Origin of the sequence: Pseudomonas sp. EA_5y_Pfl2_R50 (genome assembly GCF_963970475.1) — a bacterium.
In the GTDB taxonomy this organism is placed as follows: Bacteria; Pseudomonadota; Gammaproteobacteria; order Pseudomonadales; family Pseudomonadaceae; genus Aquipseudomonas.
Genome location: NZ_CAXAPT010000003.1, coordinates 91,939 through 110,703, shown reverse-complemented (window position 1 = coordinate 110,703; position 18,765 = coordinate 91,939). Strand labels below are relative to the sequence as shown.

At 59.9% G+C, this 18,765-nt stretch carries 15 protein-coding genes; 3 read left to right on the top strand and 12 right to left on the bottom strand.

Going from position 1 to position 18,765, the window contains the following annotated elements; all coding sequences use genetic code 11:
* Positions 1 to 10 precede the first annotated feature (10 nt).
* From guaA to AACY19_RS06485, 3 genes are all read right to left on the bottom strand, one after another.
* Positions 11 to 1,588 carry a glutamine-hydrolyzing GMP synthase gene (gene guaA, locus AACY19_RS06495; RefSeq protein WP_339449092.1) on the bottom strand — a complete coding sequence of 526 codons (1,578 nt, stop codon included), beginning with the start codon at positions 1,586 to 1,588 and terminating at the stop codon, positions 11 to 13.
* 99 nt (positions 1,589 to 1,687) lie between these two features.
* Positions 1,688 to 3,157, bottom strand: coding sequence for an IMP dehydrogenase (guaB, locus tag AACY19_RS06490; RefSeq protein ID WP_339449091.1), 1,470 nt, complete (start codon positions 3,155 to 3,157; stop codon positions 1,688 to 1,690).
* A gap of 116 nt (positions 3,158 to 3,273) precedes the next feature.
* Positions 3,274 to 3,822 carry a sugar ABC transporter ATPase gene (locus AACY19_RS06485; protein ID WP_339449089.1) on the bottom strand — a complete coding sequence of 183 codons (549 nt, stop codon included), beginning with the start codon at positions 3,820 to 3,822 and terminating at the stop codon, positions 3,274 to 3,276.
* Between the two features lie 568 nt (positions 3,823 to 4,390).
* On the opposite strand from AACY19_RS06485, the gene xseA reads away from it, so the two are divergent.
* From xseA to leuA, 3 genes are all read left to right on the top strand, one after another.
* Positions 4,391 to 5,770, top strand: a complete 1,380-nt coding sequence (gene xseA / locus AACY19_RS06480) for an exodeoxyribonuclease VII large subunit (RefSeq protein ID WP_339449087.1) — start codon at positions 4,391 to 4,393, stop codon at positions 5,768 to 5,770.
* A gap of 3 nt (positions 5,771 to 5,773) precedes the next feature.
* A complete protein-coding gene (locus AACY19_RS06475) occupies positions 5,774 to 6,595 on the top strand; it encodes a peptidoglycan DD-metalloendopeptidase family protein (protein ID WP_339449085.1) in 822 nt (273 codons plus the stop codon).
* Between the two features lie 453 nt (positions 6,596 to 7,048).
* Positions 7,049 to 8,728 (top strand): 2-isopropylmalate synthase, encoded by a 1,680-nt coding sequence (gene leuA, locus AACY19_RS06470; RefSeq protein WP_339449083.1) that lies wholly within the window; start codon positions 7,049 to 7,051, stop codon positions 8,726 to 8,728.
* A gap of 198 nt (positions 8,729 to 8,926) precedes the next feature.
* On the opposite strand, the gene AACY19_RS06465 is transcribed toward leuA, so the two are convergent.
* The 9 genes from AACY19_RS06465 to pilW all read right to left on the bottom strand — a co-directional run bounded on the left by AACY19_RS06465 (position 8,927) and on the right by pilW (position 18,754).
* On the bottom strand, positions 8,927 to 9,718 hold the full coding sequence (locus AACY19_RS06465; RefSeq protein WP_339449081.1) for an amidohydrolase: 792 nt from the start codon (positions 9,716 to 9,718) through the stop codon (positions 8,927 to 8,929).
* Positions 9,706 to 10,854 (bottom strand): pyridoxal phosphate-dependent aminotransferase, encoded by a 1,149-nt coding sequence (locus AACY19_RS06460; protein WP_339449079.1) that lies wholly within the window; start codon positions 10,852 to 10,854, stop codon positions 9,706 to 9,708. The genes AACY19_RS06465 and AACY19_RS06460 overlap by 13 nt, the downstream gene beginning before the upstream one ends.
* 163 nt (positions 10,855 to 11,017) lie before the next feature.
* A complete protein-coding gene (gene der / locus AACY19_RS06455; protein ID WP_339449077.1) occupies positions 11,018 to 12,487 on the bottom strand; it encodes a ribosome biogenesis GTPase Der in 1,470 nt (489 codons plus the stop codon).
* Positions 12,488 to 12,699: 212 nt separating this feature from the next.
* Positions 12,700 to 13,851, bottom strand: a complete 1,152-nt coding sequence (gene bamB / locus AACY19_RS06450; protein ID WP_339449076.1) for an outer membrane protein assembly factor BamB — start codon at positions 13,849 to 13,851, stop codon at positions 12,700 to 12,702.
* Entirely contained in the window at positions 13,844 to 14,485 is a 642-nt protein-coding gene (locus tag AACY19_RS06445) for a YfgM family protein (RefSeq protein WP_038362971.1), read from the bottom strand. The genes bamB and AACY19_RS06445 overlap by 8 nt, the downstream gene beginning before the upstream one ends.
* A 41-nt stretch (positions 14,486 to 14,526) precedes the next feature.
* Positions 14,527 to 15,816, bottom strand: a complete 1,290-nt coding sequence (hisS, locus tag AACY19_RS06440; RefSeq protein ID WP_339449074.1) for a histidine--tRNA ligase — start codon at positions 15,814 to 15,816, stop codon at positions 14,527 to 14,529.
* A 23-nt stretch (positions 15,817 to 15,839) separates the two neighbouring features.
* The gene (ispG, locus tag AACY19_RS06435) at positions 15,840 to 16,949 is read right to left on the bottom strand and encodes a flavodoxin-dependent (E)-4-hydroxy-3-methylbut-2-enyl-diphosphate synthase (protein ID WP_339449072.1); all 1,110 of its coding nucleotides are present in this window, start codon (positions 16,947 to 16,949) and stop codon (positions 15,840 to 15,842) included.
* 3 nt (positions 16,950 to 16,952) lie between these two features.
* Positions 16,953 to 17,996 (bottom strand): RodZ family helix-turn-helix domain-containing protein, encoded by a 1,044-nt coding sequence (locus AACY19_RS06430; RefSeq protein WP_339449070.1) that lies wholly within the window; start codon positions 17,994 to 17,996, stop codon positions 16,953 to 16,955.
* A complete protein-coding gene (gene pilW, locus AACY19_RS06425) occupies positions 17,996 to 18,754 on the bottom strand; it encodes a type IV pilus biogenesis/stability protein PilW (RefSeq protein ID WP_339449068.1) in 759 nt (252 codons plus the stop codon). Before pilW ends, AACY19_RS06430 begins: the two co-directional genes overlap by 1 nt.
* Positions 18,755 to 18,765: the final 11 nt, after the last annotated feature.

Genomic DNA, 18,765 nt, shown 5'->3' with positions numbered 1-18,765 from the left:
TCAGAAACGATCACTCCCACTCAATGGTCGCAGGCGGCTTGCTCGACACATCATAAGTGACGCGCGAGATGCCTTCGATTTCATTGATGATGCGGCCGGAAACGGTTTCCAGCAGTTCGTAAGGCAGGTGAGCCCAACGTGCAGTCATGAAGTCGATGGTCTCTACGGCACGCAGGGCCACGACCCAGGCGTAACGACGGCCATCGCCAACCACGCCGACCGATTTCACCGGCTGGAACACGACGAATGCCTGGCTGACTTTGTGGTACCAGTCGGCCTTGCGCAGTTCTTCGATAAAGATGTGGTCGGCACGACGCAACAGGTCGGCGTATTCCTTTTTCACTTCACCGAGGATGCGCACGCCCAGGCCCGGGCCCGGGAACGGGTGACGGTAGACCATGTCATACGGCAGGCCCAGTTCCAGGCCCAGACGACGGACTTCGTCCTTGAACAGTTCGCGCAGTGGCTCGACCAGTTTCAGGTTCATCTCTTCCGGCAGGCCGCCCACGTTGTGGTGCGACTTGATCACGTGCGCCTTGCCGCTTTTCGCACCAGCCGACTCGATCACGTCCGGGTAGATGGTGCCCTGAGCCAGGTACTTGATGTTGTCCAGCTTGCAGGACTCGGCATCGAACACGTCGATGAAGGTACGGCCGATGATCTTGCGCTTCTTCTCCGGATCGGCTTCGCCGGCCAGGTTGTTCAGGAACTGATCTTCAGCGTTGGCGCGGATCACTTTGACGCCCATGTTCTCGGCAAACATGGCCATCACTTGCTCGCCCTCGTGCAGACGCAGCAGACCGTTGTCGACGAAGACGCAAGTCAGCTGGTCGCCGATGGCTTTGTGCAGCAGTGCCGCTACTACCGAGGAGTCAACGCCGCCGGACAGGCCCAGCAGCACGTTGTCGGTGCCGACTTGTGCGCGGATGTTGGCGATGGCGTCTTCAGCGATCTTCGACGGCGTCCACAGGGCTTCACAGCCGCAGATGTCGAGAACGAAGCGCGACAGGATGCGACCGCCCTGCTTGGTGTGGGTCACTTCCGGGTGGAACTGCACGCCATAGTAGCCACGGTCGTCGTTGAACATGCCGGCGATCGGGCAGCTCGGGGTGCTGGCGAGGATGTGGAAGTCTTCCGGCATCCGGGTGACCTTGTCACCGTGGCTCATCCATACGTCGAGGCCGAACAGGCCGTCGGCGTCGATATGGTCTTCGATGCCGTCGAGCAGACGGCTCTTGCCTACTACGTCAACGCGGGCGTAACCGAACTCACGCAGTTCGGAACCTTCAACCTTGCCGCCCAGTTGCTCGGCCATGGTCTGCATGCCGTAGCAGATACCGAAGACCGGTACGCCCAGGTCGAACACTGCCTGTGGGCAACGCGGGCTGTCGGCGACGTGCACGGACTCGGGGCCGCCGGCGAGAATAACGCCTTTAGGCGCGAATTCGCGGATCGCATCTTCGTCCATGTCGAACGGGTGCAGTTCGCAGTACACACCGATTTCACGCACGCGGCGGGCGATCAGTTGGGTGTACTGCGAACCGAAGTCGAGGATCAGGATGCGGTGAGCGTGAATATCGAGGGCCATGATTCAGTCTCGTCTAAGTCATTCAGAAACAGTCGTGATTCAGAAACAACTCGGGGCTGAATCAAACAGCCCCGGTTGCTTTGCTTGTTGCTTGAAGGCTCAACCTACGCGGTAGTTTGGCGCTTCTTTGGTGATCTGCACGTCGTGAACGTGGGATTCGGCCATGCCGGCACCGGTGATCCGCACGAACTCAGGCTGGGTGCGCATTTCTTCGATGTTGGCGCTACCGGTGTAGCCCATCGAAGAACGCAGACCGCCCATCAACTGGTGAATGATCGCGCTCAGGGTACCTTTGTAAGGCACACGGCCTTCGATGCCTTCCGGAACGAGTTTCTCGGCGCCTGCCGAGGAATCCTGGAAGTAACGGTCGGAAGAACCTTGAGCCTGGGACATGGCGCCCAGCGAACCCATGCCGCGATAAGCCTTGTACGAACGGCCCTGGAACAGTTCGATTTCGCCAGGCGCTTCTTCAGTACCGGCGAACATCGAGCCCATCATCACGCAGGAAGCACCGGCTACGATGGCCTTGGACAGGTCACCGGAGAAACGGATGCCGCCGTCGGCGATCAACGGAACGCCGGTGCCTTCAAGGGCAGCGGCGACGTTGGCGATGGCACTGATTTGCGGGACGCCGACACCGGCGACGATACGGGTGGTGCAGATCGAGCCAGGGCCGATACCGACCTTGACGGCGTCGGCGCCAGCTTCGGCCAGAGCCTTGGCTGCGGCGCCGGTGGCGATGTTGCCGCCGATGACCTGCACTTCAGGGAAGTTCTCTTTGACCCAGCGAACGCGGTCGATCACGCCTTTGGAGTGACCGTGCGCGGTGTCGACCACCACCACGTCCACACCGGCATTGACCAGAGCAGCGACGCGATCACCGGTGTCTTTACCGGTACCGACCGCAGCGCCAACGCGCAGACGACCTTGGTCATCCTTGCTGGCCAGCGGGTAGGCTTTGGCTTTTTCGATGTCGTTGACGGTCATCATGCCTTTGAGGGCGAATTTGTCGTCGACGATCAGCACGCGTTCGATGCGGTGCTTGTGCAGCAGTTCGCGCACGTCGTTCTTGTCGGCGCCTTCCTTGACCGTGACCAGACGCTCTTTAGGCGTCATCACTTCACGGACACTGGCGTCCAGACGGTTTTCAAAACGCACGTCACGGGAAGTGACGATGCCGACCAGGTCGCCATCGTGCAGCACCGGAACGCCGGAAATGTTGTGCATGCGGGTCAATTCGAACAGGTCACGAACCGTGGCATCAGCCTCGATGGTGATAGGGTCCTTGACAACGCCGGCTTCGAACTTCTTGACCTTGCGCACTTCGGCAGCTTGCTGCTCGATGGTCATGTTCTTGTGGATAATGCCGATGCCACCTTCCTGAGCCATGGCGATTGCCAGACGGGCTTCAGTAACGGTGTCCATGGCGGCAGAAACCAGAGGAATGTTCAGCTCGATGCCACGGGTAAGGCGGGTCTTGAGACTGACTTCGTTAGGAAGCACCTCGGAATAACCGGGCACTAGGAGAATGTCGTCGAATGTCAGAGCTTCTTGGCTGATACGCAGCATCGCGGGGGCTCCCGAGCGGGAAAATGGAAGCGCGCCATTATAGTCATCCACCCCCTGCTGTTCAATGTAAAACTCAGCTTAATATCAATGTTGCTGATATACGGAGATCCCCGCCGCTACAGCTCCACCTTGACCCAAGAGACAGGTTGATCGAGCCAATCGGCGAACTCATCAATAAAGCTTTGCTTGAAGCCGGCCTCAAGCCAGTTGTTGAAGATGAACCCCAGGTTGGAAAACCCACACTCCTGCAAATACAGAAACCCGTTGATGTCGTCTTCATGCCCACATTCCGGGCAGGTGAAGTTGTCGGTGCGTCCTGGCATCCAGTCTTCAAGGCTTTCGAACAGTGCCTCGCCAATCTCGCGGCGGCACTCGGCGCAACCGGCCTCTTCGAGAAACCCCTTGGCCGGCGTGTAGATGCAACGCTTGGTGACGATTTCCAGGCCATTGATCGGCTCACCGAACGGCAATGCTTGCGGGTGCAGCACCACGGCGCGGGCGCCGTCGGCGATGGCATAGGCCATGCGATTGCCGGTGCGGCCACAGGTGCTCAGTTCTTCTTTGACGATGTTCTTGCGCACCAGCCAGCGCAAAATCGCCCGGGCCCGGGGCTCGTGGACCGGCAGGGTGGAGATTTTCGGGACAATGATGCTTTGCGAGTTCATGGGAAATCCTGCGGTGTGACTTCTGACGCCTTCGCGAGCAGGCTCGCTCCCTCTATGGAAACGCTTCCATTGTGGGAGCGAGCCTGCTCGCGAAGAGGCCCTAAAGGCCGGCAGCTTAATCCCTGACAGAATCCGGTCAAGTGCCGAGATAGCGCCCGATCAACGCCAGCCCGCTCGCCAGCACCAGCCACGTAACCAACCGCCGATGCCTCACGACCACTCACTCAGCAACCCCGCCACGCTCATGAATCCGCTTCCCTGATAAACCTGAGATGACTTTAGCCAGCACCGTGGGTTGCGACTATCTTCAAAGTCGCTTGCCCATCTCGAAAAGGCATGCCTCGTGCTTTCAATCGCCGAATGCGGCAGCTTCCGTACAGCAGCTGAACGACTGTCCCTTCATCGGGGTCTTCACCAATCCCTGTGGGAGCGGGCTTGCTCGCGAAAGCGATGTGATAGCCAATTCAAATATCGACTGACACTACGCCTTCGCGGGCAAGCTTGCTCACACAGGGGATTTGTGGCGATTCATGGAGATTGATCAGCAAATGCCTTTAAACTGCGCCCCATGATTAAAGATCCCTTTGCAAGACTTGGCCTGGACCGTGAAGTCCTGACCGTCAGCCAGCTCAACGGCCGCGCGCGGGTGTTGCTCGAAGACGTGTTCAGCAACATCTGGGTCGAGGGCGAAATCTCCAACCTCGCCCGTCCGGCATCCGGCCACATCTATTTCACCCTCAAGGACAGCGGCGCCCAGGTGCGTTGCGCATTGTTCCGGCAGAACGCGGCGCGGGTGCGTCAGGCGCTGAAGGACGGCCTGGCGGTAAAAGTGCGTGGCAAAGTCTCGCTGTTCGAGGGCCGTGGCGACTATCAGTTGATTCTCGACACCGTCGAGCCTGCCGGTGACGGCGCGCTGCGCCTGGCTTTCGACGCGTTGAAAGAAAAGCTCAGCGCCGAAGGTCTGTTCAGCGCCGAACGCAAAGTACCGCTGCCGGCGCATCCACAGCGCATCGGCATCATCAGTTCGCCTACCGGCGCGGTGATTCGCGACATTATCAGCGTGTTCCGCCGCCGTGCGCCGCAGGTACAACTGACCTTGATCCCCACCGCCGTGCAGGGCCGCGAGGCCACCGCGCAAATCGTCCGCGCATTGAAAATGGCCGATGCCCGCGGTTTCGACGCGTTGATCCTTGCCCGGGGCGGCGGCTCGCTGGAAGACCTCTGGTGCTTCAACGAAGAAGCCGTGGCCCGCGCCGTCGATGCTTGCGTGACGCCGATTGTCAGCGCCGTCGGCCACGAAACCGATGTGTCGATCAGTGACTTCGTTGCCGACGTGCGCGCGCCGACGCCCTCTGCGGCCGCCGAACTGCTCGCTCCGGATTCAAGCCATCTGATTCGTCAGGTCGAAAGCCTCCATCGCCGTCTGGTGATGCGTATGCAAGACCGTTTGATGCGAGATCGCCTGCGCCTGGAAGGCATGGCCCGTCGTCTGCGCCATCCCGGCGAACGTCTACGTCAGCAAGCGCAGCGCCTGGACGATCTGGACATGCGCATGCGCCGGGCCTTCGAGCGCAGCCTCAACACACGCCGCGAACGCCTGATACGCCTGGAAACCCGTCTCGCCGGGCAACACCCGGGCCGGCAACTGGCGATGTTGCGTCAGCGCCTCGACAGCCTCGCCGAACGGCTGCCTCGGGCAATTCGCGAGGGTTTGAAAAACCGCCGCCTGCAACTGCACAGCCAGATGCAGACGCTGCACGTGGTCAGCCCGCTGGCAACGCTCGGCCGGGGTTACAGCATTCTGCTCGATGAGCGCGGCCACGCGATCCGCAACGCCGCGCAGACCCACACCGGCCAGCGCCTGAAAGCCAAACTCGGCGAAGGCGAACTGCAAGTGCGCGTCGAGGACAATCACCTGACGCCTGTCACCCTCTCTTTACTGGACTGATCCATGCCGCGTTTTCTCGCTCCCCTGCTTCTGCTGTGCCTGACCTTCAACGCTCACGCCGACAGCTACATCACCCGCATGCTCAACAAACCGGTGCCGGGCGGCGTCGCGGTCGTTGACCTGGGCGCTGCCGCGCAGGCGCCGAAAGCCACGTATCAGGGCAAACCGGTGCTGGTGGTGAAAGAACAGAACAACTGGCTGGCGATTGTCGGTGTGCCGCTGACGGTCAAGCCCGGTGCGCAGCAGATCAGCAGTGGCGGGCGCAATCTGGCGTTCACCGTGGGTAACAAGAAATACCCGGAACAGCGCATCACCCTGAAGAACAAACAGCAGGTCAATCCGGATCAATCGAACCTCAAGCGCATCGAAGGTGAACTGGCCGAACAGATCAAGGCCTATCGCAGCTTCAGTCCGAACACGCCGAGCAATCTGCTGTTGGACAAACCGGTGAACGGGCCGCTGTCGAGCAAGTTCGGTGTGCGCCGCTTCTTTAATGGGGAGGAGCGCAATCCGCATGCGGGCCTGGACTTCGCGGTGCCGGCGGGTACGCCGATCAAGACCCCGGCAGCCGGCAAGGTGATCCTCACCGGCAACTATTTTTTCAATGGCAACACGGTGTTTGTTGACCATGGGCAGGGCTTTATCAGCATGTTCTGCCATATGTCGAAAATCGACGTGAAGGTCGGTGATCAACTGGCTCGCGGCGCGGTAGTGGGCAAGGTTGGCGCCACAGGCCGGGCGACCGGGCCACACATGCACTGGAACGTCAGCCTGAATGATGCGCGGGTCGACCCGGCGATTTTCATTGGTGCGTTTCAGCCTTGAATATGTATTGAGGCGACCGGCCTCTTCGCGAGCAAGCTCGCTCCCACAGGGGGATGCACTCCAAATGTGGGAGCGGGCTTGCTCGCGAAGGCGGCCTGTCCAACGCTTGATACCGTGCTGACACCCCACCACCCTCAATTGCGCCCCAATCCAACCTCACGCAAACATCAACAAGATCCACCGACTTAAGCGCAATAAAATCCTGAAAAAAGTCGCTTTCCGAGTATTCCTCTCAATTTTTTTCGACCGCTTGCCATCCTTTCCCCTCGCGGTTAGGGTTGAAGGCATGAAAACCTCTCACACCCTCATTCAGCTTCGCCAGCACCGCAGCCTGTGCCTCGTCAGCGCACGACTGCCGGGCTGAATCGCTGCGCTTCGTCCTACGCTTTTCCAAGAACATTCGTAACACCGGCAGGCCGCCTTTTTTCGGCCCAGACAATAAGGAATTTCCCGATGAGCATGCTCAAAGATCCGTCTTCGAAATACCGCGCGTTTCCTGTCATCAACCTGCCGGATCGCACCTGGCCGTCGAAAACCATCGACACCGCGCCGATCTGGTGCAGCTCCGACCTGCGTGACGGCAATCAGTCGTTGATCGAGCCGATGGACGCGGTGAAAAAACTGCGCTTCTGGAAAACCCTGGTGCAGGTCGGCGTGAAAGAAATCGAAGCATCCTTCCCGGCCGCTTCGCAAACCGACTTCGACTTCGTGCGTACCTTGATTGAAGAAGGCCACATCCCGGACGACACCACCATTCAGGTGCTGACCCAGGGCCGTGAAGACCTGATCGAGCGTACTTTCGAATCCTTGCGCGGCGCGAAGAAAGCCATCGTTCACCTGTACAACGCCACCTCGCCGTCTTTCCGTCGCATCGTCTTCAACCAGGACAAGGACGGCATCAAGGCCATCGCCGTCAACGCCGCCAAGCTGTTCGTCAAATACGCGGCGATGCAGCCGGACACCGAGTGGACGTTCGAATACTCGCCGGAAACCTTCAGCGCCACCGAGCTGGAGTTCGCCAAGGAAGTCTGTGACGCAGTGATCGAGGTCTGGAACCCGACGCCTGAGCACAAGATGATCCTCAACCTGCCGGCCACCGTCGAATGCGCGACCCCGAACGTCTACGCCGACCAGATCGAATGGTTCGGCCGCAACATCAACCGTCGTGACAGCGTGATCATCAGCCTGCACACCCACAACGACCGTGGCACCGGTGTCGCCGCTACCGAGCTGGGCCTGATGGCCGGCGCCGACCGTGTCGAAGGCTGCCTGTTCGGCAACGGCGAGCGTACCGGTAACGTCGACCTCGTCACCGTGGCACTGAACATGTACACCCAGGGCGTCGACCCCGAGCTGGACTTCTCCGATATCGACGGCGTGCGCAAAGTCGTCGAAGAGTGCAACCAGATTCAGGTTCACCCGCGTCACCCTTACGTCGGCGACCTGGTCCACACCGCATTCTCCGGCTCCCACCAGGACGCTATCCGCAAGGGCTTCGCTCAGCAGAAACCGGACACCTTGTGGGAAGTGCCGTACCTGCCAATCGACCCGGCCGACATCGGCCGCAGCTACGAGGCGGTGATCCGCGTCAACAGCCAGTCGGGCAAGGGTGGCATCGCTTACCTGCTCGAGCAGGAATACGGCATCAGCCTGCCACGTCGCATGCAGATCGAGTTCAGCCAGGTCGTGCAGCGTGAAACCGATCGTCTCGGCCTGGAAATGACTGCCAAGCAGATCCACTCGCTGTTGATCAGCGAATACCTGCAAGCCAACACGCCTTACGCGCTGGTCAGCCATCGTCTGCAGGAAGAAAACGGCAACAGCGCCGTCGAAGTGGAAGTGGCGAGCAAGGGTCAGGGCGAAACCAACCTGCACTGGCGCGGCAAAGGCAACGGTGCTCTGGAAGCACTGGTCGCCGGCCTGCCGATTCCGGTGGAAATCATGGACTACAACGAACACGCCATCGGCGCGGGCACCAACGCCAAAGCGGCGGCCTACATCGAACTGCGGGTGAACGGTGAACGTGCAGTGCACGGCGTGGGCATCGACGAAAACATCACCACGGCCAGCTTCAAGGCTCTGTTCAGCGCGCTGAACCGCTCGCTGAGCCAGCCTGAAGCGAAAGCGGCGTAAGCCTTCGCTGAAATGCAAAAGGCCCCGAAGTGAAAACTCCGGGGCCTTTTTTTGTGCAACGTTTTGTGGTGTCCAATCAGGCCTCTTCGGGGGCAAGCCCGCTCCCACAGGTTATTGGGTGCGCCAGATTTTATGTACACCCCGGTCACTGTGGGAGCGGGCTTGCTCGCGAAGGCGTCCTGTCAGGCACTGACGCTTTCAGGTGAGTTCGAATGTGTCGGCATCCAGATTCGCCGGAAAGCGCTCGCGATAAGCCGCCAATGGCGCCGCTTCCAGCACTACCTTGAACACGCCATCAGCCTCCCCGGCCGCCAGCAAGCTCTCGCCCTGAAAGTCCAGCACCTGACTGTCACCGGTATAGGCAAAGCCCTTGCCATCGGTACCGACGCGATTTACCGCCGCCACATAACAAAGGTTTTCGATGGCGCGTGCGGGCAACAGGCGATTCCAGTGCAGGCGTCGCGCCCCCGGCCAGTTAGCGGTGTACAGCAGCAGATCGGTGTCCTGCGCATCGCGGCTCCACACCGGAAAACGCAGGTCATAGCAAATCAGCGGACGAATACGCCAGCCCTTGAGCTCGAACTGCACCTGACGTTCGCCTGGCGTGTAATGGTTGTGCTCACCGGCCATGCGGAACAAGTGACGTTTGTCGTAATGCAGCACTTCGCCGTCCGGTCGCGCCCACAGCAAGCGATTGCGATGCGTACCGTCAGCCGCCTGAATGATCACGCTGCCAGTGATCACTGCATTGAGTTTCGCGGCCTGAACCCGCAGCCATTTGCTGGTTGGGCCGTTCTCGGCTTCGGCGAGGGTTTGCGATTCCATGGAGAAACCGGTGGTGAACATCTCCGGCAGGATGATCAGATCCGCGCCCTGCGCCTGCTCCAGCAAATGCTCGAAGTGTTCGAGGTTAGCCTGACGGTCATGCCAGGCCAGGCTGGTCTGGATCAGCGCCAGGTTCAGATCGGGTAACGCACTCAGATCACGCATAGTTTCGCCGCTGCTTCGCGCAGCGTCTCCTCGCGTTTGGCGAAGCACAGACGCACAAGGCGCTGGCCTTCGGGGGGATTCTGATAGAACACCGACACCGGAATACTCGCCACACCATGTTCGCGAGTCATCCACATGGCCATCTCGACGTCGTTCAGGTCAGGACGAATCTTCGAGTAATCCACCAACTGGAAATAAGTGCCGGTGACACGGCTGAACGTGAAGCGCGACGGCGCCAGCAGATCGCAGAACAGGTCGCGCTTGGCCTGATAGAAACCCGGCAGTGCTTCAACGTGTTCAGGGTGCTCGGCCATGTAATCGGCCAAGGCGTATTGCAGCGGGGTCACGCCGCAAAAGCTGACGTACTGATGGACTTTACGCAGTTCGGCAGTCAGCGCCGGTGGCGCGACGACGTAGCCGGTTTTCCAGCCAGTGACGTGGTAGGTCTTGCCGAACGAGCTGACCACGAATGCGCGCGGATACAGCTCCTCGTGGGCGAGCACGCTGACGTGGGGGACGCCGTCGAACACCAGATGTTCGTAGACTTCGTCGCTGAGCAGATAGATGTCGCGATCACGGATCAACGCCGCCAACTGATCCAGTTCGGCTCGGCTGATCAGCGCACCGCTAGGGTTATGCGGGGTATTGATGACGATCATTTTCGTGCGCGGGCTGAGGGCCGCGGCGAGTTGGTCGAAATCGATGGAAAAATCATTCGGGTTCAGTTGCACATGCACGCAACGACCGCCTGCCAGCTCCGTCGCCGGCTCATAACTGTCGTAGCACGGATCGAACACGATGACTTCATCGCCGCTGTGGATAACCGCCTGAATCGCACAGAAAATCGCCTGCGTCGCACCCGGCGTCACGGTCACTTCGTGATCGGCATCGACGTTGACCCCGTAGCTGCGGGCAATCTTGGCGACAATCTGCTCACGCAGCGCCGGCAGACCGGTCATTGGCGAATATTGGTTATGACCACTGGCAATGTGTCGACCGACCGCATCGCGCAGCGACTGCGGGCCGTCAAAATCAGGAAACCCCTGGGACAGGTTGATCGCGTCGGTTTGCGCGGCGAGCTGAGACATCTGCGTGAAAATGGTGATGCCGACATTCGGCAGCTTGCTGGTGATCATCGGTAGCCCCTTGCAGGTGAATTGCAAGTTTCAAGCGACAAGCCATAAATCTCAAGCAGCAAGTTACTAGCTGCAAGCTAAATCCACCGCCCACAAAAAAGGGCTCTAACAGAGCCCTTTTTGCTTTGACTTGAAGCTTGCAGCTCGAAACTCGCAACTGCTTTTATTTCTTGTCGCGGCGTTTCTTGTCGGCTTTCTTGTGGTGCGACATCAAACGACGCTTTTTGTTGACCTGGCGGTCGGTCAACGTGGTTTTGTTGCCTTCATACGGGTTCTCGCCGCCCTTGAACTCGATGCGGATCGGCGTACCGACCAGCTTCAGCACACGGCGGTAAGTGTTCTCCAGATAGCGCACGTAAGACTTCGGCACTTTCTCGATCTGGTTACCGTGGATCACGATGATCGGCGGGTTCGCACCACCCAGGTGGGCGTAGCGCAGCTTGATCCGGCGGTTGTTGACCATCGGTGGCGCGTGCTCGCCAACCGCATCTTCCAGAATCTGGGTCAGACGGTTGGTCGGCCAGCGGGTAACCGCCGACTTGAACGAGTTCTGCACCGAAGCGTAGAGGTTGCCCACGCCCGTGCCATGCAGTGCCGAGATGAAGTGGATGTCGGCGTAATCAACGAAGAACAGACGACGCTGCAACTCGACCTTGACGAAGTCGCGCTCGCTCGGCGTCATGCCGTCCCACTTGTTGATCGCGATCACCAGCGCACGACCCGACTCGATGGCGAAGCCCAGCAGGTTCAGGTCGTGATCGACCACACCTTCGCGGGCGTCCATCACGAAGATCACCACGTTGGCGTCTTTGATCGCCTGCAGGGTTTTGACCACGGAGAATTTTTCGACTTCTTCGTGGATCTTGCCGCGCTTGCGCACACCCGCGGTGTCGATCAGCGTGTACTTCTCTTCATTCCGCTCGAACGGGATGTAGATACTGTCGCGGGTGGTGCCGGGTTGATCGTAGACGATGACCCGGTCTTCACCGAGCATGCGGTTGACCAGGGTCGACTTGCCGACGTTCGGACGCCCGATGATGGCGATCTTGATACCGTCTTTTTCGCTCGGGCCAGGAATGCGCTTGGCTTCCTCGCCTTCGGCAACGATCTCTTCCTCGCCTTCTTCTGGCTCCTCTTCGTCTCTCGGGAAATCACCCAAGGCGATTTCCAGCAACTGGGTGATGCCGCGACCGTGGGCGCCGGCGATCGGGATCGCGTGGCCCATGCCCAGCGGAGCGAATTCGGCGCGGGCCATTTCCGGGTCGATGTTGTCGACCTTGTTGGCAACCACGTGGGAACGCTTGTTACGTTTGCGCAGGTGTTCGGCAATCATCTGGTCGGCGGCGGTGAAACCGGCCTTGGCATCTACCAGGAACAGCACAACATCTGCTTCTTCAATGGCCAGCAGCGACTGCTCGGCCATTTTTTCGTCCATACCGTGCTCGTCACCGGAGATACCACCGGTGTCGACCAGAATGTAGGAACGCCCTTGCCACTTGGCCTCACCGTACTGGCGATCACGGGTCAGACCGGACAAGTCGCCGACGATGGCGTCACGCGTCCTGGTCAGGCGGTTGAACAAGGTGGACTTGCCGACGTTCGGTCGGCCCACCAGGGCGATTACGGGAACCATGCGGCTCTCCACTTCGTTATTTCAGAAAATACAAAAGCCGCTGCGAGGCAGCGGCTGGTGCTCGGGGCAACACTGTGGGAGCGGGCTTGCTCGCGAAAAACTGTAGCAGCACCGCGTTGATTCAGGCTGTACACGTCATCGTTGACGCCCTTCGCGAGCAAGCCCGCTTCCACAAGTGAAGCTGCCTGGGGTGTTATCCCCAAGCATAGTTGTTACTTGATGGTCAGGGCTTCCAGTTTGCCGCTGTTGCCATACACATAAATCGTGTCACCCACCACCAGCGGACGGGCACGCAGGCCGTCGCTGTCGATGCGCTCACGGCCGACGAAACGGCCGTCAACCTGACTCAACAGGTGCAGATAACCTTCCAGGTCACCCACTGCTACATAGCTGGAGAACACTTCCGGAGCCGACAGTTGACGGCGAGCCAGCGAATCGTTGCTCCACAATGCTGTGGTGGAACGCTCGTCGACGCCTTCAACGGTGCCCGAAGACAGGCTTACGTAAACGCTGCCGAAACCCTGGGCGATACCGGCGTAGCTCGACGCGTCGCGCTGCCAGAGTTGACGACCGCTTTCCAGGTCCAGTGCCGCTACGCGACCCTGATAGCTGGCAACGTACAAAGTACCGCCGGACAGCAGCAGACCGCCGTCGATATCAACCACGCGCTCGAGTTCCGAACGACCCTGTGGAATCGCGATCCGTTGTTCCCAGACCGGCACGCCGTTGGAAATATCCAGAGCGACCACTTTACCGGTCGACAGACCCGCCACCGCGAGGCGGTTGGTGACCAGCGGTGCACTGGTACCACGCAGGGTCAGTACGGCAGGCGTGCTGTCATACACCCAGCGCTGAGTACCGGTCGATGCATCAAGACCGATCAGACGATCATCCTGAGTCTGCACCACCACCACGTCACCGTTGTTGGCCGGTGGCGCGAGGACTTCGCTGTTGACGCGAACGCGCCACTTCTCTTCACCGTTGCTGGTGTCCAGAGCGACGACTTCGCCACGCAGTGTACCGATCAGAACCAGACCGTAACCCACGCCGACAGCACCGGAGACAGGCAGATCAAGATCCTGCTTCCATTTCACGTCGCCATTGCCGCGATCCATGGCCATCACCACGCCGGTCACATCGGCGGCGTAGATGGTGTCACCGTCGATCGCCGGCACCAGCATGTTGTAGGTTTCGCCCTGACCGTCACCGATCGAACGACTCCACTGCTTTTGCAGAACCACTTCTTCTTTGAAGTCGGTCAGTTCAGCCGGTGGCAATTCTTTTTTGCTGTTGCTGCTGCAACCCGCGGCCAGAAGGGCCAGAGCCAGCAATGCTGCATGCTTCCAACGGATCACGTCACGCATCCCCTTTGGCCAGGTCGTCGAGCTTGATTTGAAGGCCACCAACCGCCGCTTCATCCGACAGTGCCGCCTTGGCTTTTTGATACGCCTTGTTCGCGTCATCCGTGCGGCCCAGCTGTACCAGCAGGTCGCCCTTGAGTTCTTCGCGAGTTGCCAGGAACGCTTTGTCGGCGTCGCCGTCGAGCAGTTTCAGGGCATCTTCAGCCTTGTTCTGTGCGCCGAGTACCTGCGCCAGACGCTGACGGGCGATTTCGCCCAGCGCCGGGTTGGCCGGTTTGTCGACGATGGCTTTGAGCTCGGTGGCCGCGTCATCCAGCTTGCCGCTGTCGACAGCCACTTTGGCGACGAACAGACTGCCGTACTGCGCGTAGGCAGAACCGCCGAATTCGCTGTTGAGCTTGCCGGCCAGATCCGCAACGCGGGCAGCGTCAGGCTTGCCATCAGGCGTCAGCGTGGTTTCCAGCAATTGCTGATAGAGCACCGAGGCGCCTTGCGACTGGTTGCTCTGGTACTTGTGATATGCCTGCCAGCCGAACACGATGACCAGCGCCAACAGGCCGCCGGTGACCAGAGGTTTGCCGTTGCGTGTCCACCAGTCCTTCAAATCCGCCAACTGTTCGTCTTCGGTACTCGACACCCCAATACTCCTTAATCGCTAAATCGGCTGTTTGGACAGCTTCAACCCTGCACGACGCAGGTGGCCAGGTGAGCGGCGAGCGCATCCCAGGCAATGCTTTGTTGTTCGCCCTGGCCACGCAGGGGTTTGAAACCTACCACTTGCTGGGCCATTTCGTCGTCACCGAGGATCAGCGCGTACAGCGCACCGCTCTTGTCGGCTTTCTTGAACTGGCTTTTGAAGCTGCCGGCGCCGGCATTGACTTGCAGGCGCAGGTTTGGAAGTTGATCGCGGACACGTTCAGCCAGGGCCAGACCGGCCAGCTCGGCTGCTTCGCCGAAGGCGCACAGATAGACATCAACCTGACGGGAGATTTCTTCCGGGATCTGCTCCAGGGTTTCGAGCATCAACACCAGACGCTCAATACCCATGGCGAAACCGACGCCGGTGGTTGGCTTGCCGCCCATCTGCTCGACCAGACCGTCGTAACGACCGCCCGCGCAAACGGTGCCCTGAGCGCCGAGCTTGTCGGTGACCCATTCGAAAACGGTTTTGCTGTAGTAATCGAGGCCACGCACCAGTTTCGGGTTGAGCACGTAAGGAATGCCGACGGCATCCAGACGGGCCTTCAGGCCTTCGAAGTGCGCACGGGACTCATCATCGAGGTAGTCGGCCATTTTCGGCGCATCGACCAGCACCGCCTGGGTGTCGGCATTTTTCGTGTCGAGCACGCGCAGCGGGTTGGTTTTCAGGCGACGCTGGCTGTCTTCGTCGAGCTTGTCGTGGTGCGCCGAGAGGTACTCGACCAGCGCTTCGCGGTAGCGACCACGGGACTCGCTGGTGCCCAGGCTGTTGAGTTCGAGTTTGACCGCATCACGAATGCCCAGCTCGCCCCACAGGCGCCAGGTCATGATGATCAGCTCGGCGTCGATGTCCGGACCGTCGAGGTTGAACACCTCCAGACCGATCTGGTGAAACTGGCGATAACGACCTTTCTGCGGACGCTCGTGGCGGAACATCGGGCCGATGTACCAGAGTTTCTGCACCTGGCCGCCGCCGGTGATGCCGTGTTCGAGCACAGCGCGCACGCACGCTGCGGTGCCTTCCGGACGCAAGGTCAGGGAGTCACCGTTGCGGTCTTCGAAGGTGTACATCTCTTTTTCGACGATGTCGGTCACTTCACCGATGGAGCGTTTGAACAACTCGGTGAACTCGACGATCGGCATGCGGATCTGCTTGTAACCGTAGTTATCCAGCAGACGCGCAACGGTGCCCTCGAAATAACGCCACAGCGGGGTCTGTTCGGGCAGGATGTCGTTCATGCCACGAATGGCTTGCAGAGACTTGCTCACTTTAAATCCTTAAATTCGTTCGATCAGCCGCGCGCGATGACGGCAGCGTCAGCTTCGACCTTCTCGGCCGCTTTCTCGCGGATCAGCTTTTCCAGCTCATCCACCAGATTGTCATTCGTCAGTTTCTGCGCCGGCTTGCCGTCGATGTAAATCAGGTTTGGCGTGCCGCCGGTCAAGCCGATATGAGCTTCCTTGGCTTCGCCGGGGCCGTTGACCACACAACCGATCACCGCGACATCCAGCGGCACCAGCAGGTCTTCAAGGCGCCCTTCCAGCTCGTTCATGGTCTTGACCACATCGAAGTTCTGCCGCGAGCAACTCGGGCAGGCGATGAAGTTGATGCCACGGGAACGCAGATGCAAAGACTTGAGAATGTCGTAACCGACCTTCACTTCCTCGACCGGGTCGGCCGCCAGCGAGATGCGGATAGTATCGCCAATCCCCTCGGCGAGCAGCATACCTAGGCCCACGGCGGATTTCACCGTGCCCGAACGCAATCCACCGGCTTCGGTGATGCCCAGGTGCAGCGGCTGAACGATTTCTTTCGCCAGCAAACGGTAGGCTTCGACGGCCATGAACACGTCGGAGGCCTTCACGCTGACCTTGAAGTCCTGGAAATTCAGACGTTCGAGGTGCTCAACGTGACGCAGGGCAGACTCGACCAGTGCGGCTGGCGTCGGCTCGCCGTATTTCTTTTGCAGGTCTTTTTCCAGCGAACCGGCGTTGACGCCGATGCGGATCGGGATGCCGCGATCACGGGCTGCGTCAACCACAGCGCGCACACGGTCTTCACGCCCGATGTTGCCCGGGTTGATCCGCAGGCAGTCCACGCCCAGTTCGGCCACGCGCAGAGCGATCTTGTAGTCGAAGTGGATGTCAGCAACCAACGGCACCTTGACCAGTTGCTTGATCTTGCCGAACGCCTCGGCGGCGTCCATGTCCGGCACCGAAACGCGGACGATGTCGACGCCGGCGGCTTCCAGACGGTTGATTTGCGCAACGGTGGCGGCAACGTCATTGGTGTCGCTGTTGGTCATGCTCTGCACCGCGATCGGCGCATCGCCGCCCACCGGTACGCTGCCGACCCAGATCTTGCGCGAAACGCGACGTTTGATTGGAGATTCGCCGTGCATGACTTATTGACCCAACTTCAGGCGAGCAGTCTCGCCACTGGTGAACGGAGCGATATCGACCGGCTGGCCGTTGTAGCTGACCTGTGCAGCACGGGCAACGCCCAGGCGCACGGCGAGCGGCGGCTTGCCGGAAACAGAAACGCTATCGCCTTTGTGCTTGAGACCACTGAACAGCACTTTGCCCCGACCATCGGTGACTTGTGCCCAGCAATCGGCGCTGAACTGCAGTTGTACCTGACCTTCGCCCGCAACTGGAGCGGCCGCTTCTGCGGTGGCGGTCGGTGCAACAGGAGCAACCGGAGCGCTGGCCGTCGGCGCTGGTGTCGCCGGCACGCTTGGTGCTGGAGCAGCCGGATTGGCGACAACCGGCGCCGGCGTATGAACCGGGGCGGTCGGCGTTACAGCCGGAGCAGCCGGTGTCGCTGGAGCGGTTGTCGGAGCAGCGCTTTCGGCAACGGTCGATTCAGCGCTGGTTTCGGACTGAGGCAACGCCAGCGTTGTAGAAGTATCAGCCTGATTTTCCTCGACAGCCTGATCTTCCGGCTCGTCGATCGGGTGAATCTGGGTGGTGCCGTCGGCACCTTCGACTTCAACGTGCTCAGGCGCCAGAGACGTCAGGTCCTTGTTACGCAGCGAGGTCTGATCCTGCCACCAGACGAAACCGCCGCCGATGACCGCGATCAGCAACAGCAGGCTGACAATACGCAGGATGGTGTGCGAAACCCGCACCGGCTCTTCGATACGGCCGAGAGCATGCACGTTGCTGCCCTGGGAGTCGGTGCCGGTGGACTGGTCGAATTGCTGAACCAGTACGGTCTGGTCCATGCCGAGCAATTTGGCATAAGCGCGAATGTAACCGCGAGCGAAGGTATGCCCCGGCAGCTTGTCGAAAGCGCCGGCTTCAAGATTGCTCAGGGAAGTCACGGTGAGGTTGAGCTTGAGGGCCACTTCGGCCAGCGACCAGCCATTGCTTTCGCGGGCCTGGCGCAGGGTCTCACCGGGGTTAACGCGATTCGCTGCTACAACTTCGGGATGCGCCGCTTTCATCATTGCTCCGACAGGTATTGCTGATATTCCGGCGTACCGGGATAGAGTCGTTTTAATTGCAGGCCATAACTGGCGGCCTTGTCGCGATCTTCAAACACTTTTGCCAGCCGAACACCGAGCAATAGACTACGTGCATTTTGTTCGGTCAGCAGGCTGAAACGGTCGTAATAGTCACGTGCGGGCACATAATGCCTGTCTTCGAAGGACAACTCAGCCATTTCAAGCAATGCGCGTGGCTGTTGGCGGTTCAAACGCAGCGCCTTTTCCAGTTGCTGCTGCGCCAGATCACGTTCGCCGAGCTTTGAAGCGGTCATGCCGAGGTTCTCGAACACACGCGAACGCTCAGGATACAGGGTATCGGCGGCGGCCTGTTCAAAACGCTCGTAGGCTTCTTTATAACGCTGTTCTTCGTAGAGAAAACTACCGTAGTTATTGAGGATACGTGCATCGGCGGGACGCGAGGACAGGGCCTTGCGGAAATGCTCGTCAGCCAGCTTTGGCTCCATTTCGGCCTGAAACACCAAGCCAAGGGCAGCATTGGCGTCAGGGTCCGAATCGTCGAGCTCCAGCGCCTTCTTCAGCGGCACCTTGGCCCGTTCGGTCATGCCTTGTTGCAAGTATCCCAGCCCCAACTGCACATAGGCAGCCCGCGCTTCATCGCGGCCCTTGCTGGTCTTCATCGGATTGTAGTCACCCGACAGGACACAACCAGCACACAGGCTGGCCAACAGCAACAGCAGCGCAAAGCGCAGGGACATAGAGATCCTCT

What these genes read in the sequence shown, in the direction of transcription:
- bamB (WP_339449076.1), bottom strand. Translation starts at nt 13,851, where the DNA reads ATGCGTGACGTGATCCGTTGGAAGCATGCAGCATTGCTGGCTCTGGCC.
- guaA (WP_339449092.1), bottom strand. Translation starts at nt 1,588, where the DNA reads ATGGCCCTCGATATTCACGCTCACCGCATCCTGATCCTCGACTTCGGT.
- guaB (WP_339449091.1), bottom strand. Translation starts at nt 3,157, where the DNA reads ATGCTGCGTATCAGCCAAGAAGCTCTGACATTCGACGACATTCTCCTA.
- ispG (WP_339449072.1), bottom strand. Translation starts at nt 16,949, where the DNA reads ATGCACGGCGAATCTCCAATCAAACGTCGCGTTTCGCGCAAGATCTGG.
- AACY19_RS06485 (WP_339449089.1), bottom strand. Translation starts at nt 3,822, where the DNA reads ATGAACTCGCAAAGCATCATTGTCCCGAAAATCTCCACCCTGCCGGTC.
- xseA (WP_339449087.1), top strand. Translation starts at nt 4,391, where the DNA reads ATGATTAAAGATCCCTTTGCAAGACTTGGCCTGGACCGTGAAGTCCTG.
- AACY19_RS06460 (WP_339449079.1), bottom strand. Translation starts at nt 10,854, where the DNA reads ATGATCACCAGCAAGCTGCCGAATGTCGGCATCACCATTTTCACGCAG.
- pilW (WP_339449068.1), bottom strand. Translation starts at nt 18,754, where the DNA reads ATGTCCCTGCGCTTTGCGCTGCTGTTGCTGTTGGCCAGCCTGTGTGCT.
- leuA (WP_339449083.1), top strand. Translation starts at nt 7,049, where the DNA reads ATGAGCATGCTCAAAGATCCGTCTTCGAAATACCGCGCGTTTCCTGTC.
- AACY19_RS06475 (WP_339449085.1), top strand. Translation starts at nt 5,774, where the DNA reads ATGCCGCGTTTTCTCGCTCCCCTGCTTCTGCTGTGCCTGACCTTCAAC.
- der (WP_339449077.1), bottom strand. Translation starts at nt 12,487, where the DNA reads ATGGTTCCCGTAATCGCCCTGGTGGGCCGACCGAACGTCGGCAAGTCC.
- AACY19_RS06430 (WP_339449070.1), bottom strand. Translation starts at nt 17,996, where the DNA reads ATGAAAGCGGCGCATCCCGAAGTTGTAGCAGCGAATCGCGTTAACCCC.
- AACY19_RS06465 (WP_339449081.1), bottom strand. Translation starts at nt 9,718, where the DNA reads ATGCGTGATCTGAGTGCGTTACCCGATCTGAACCTGGCGCTGATCCAG.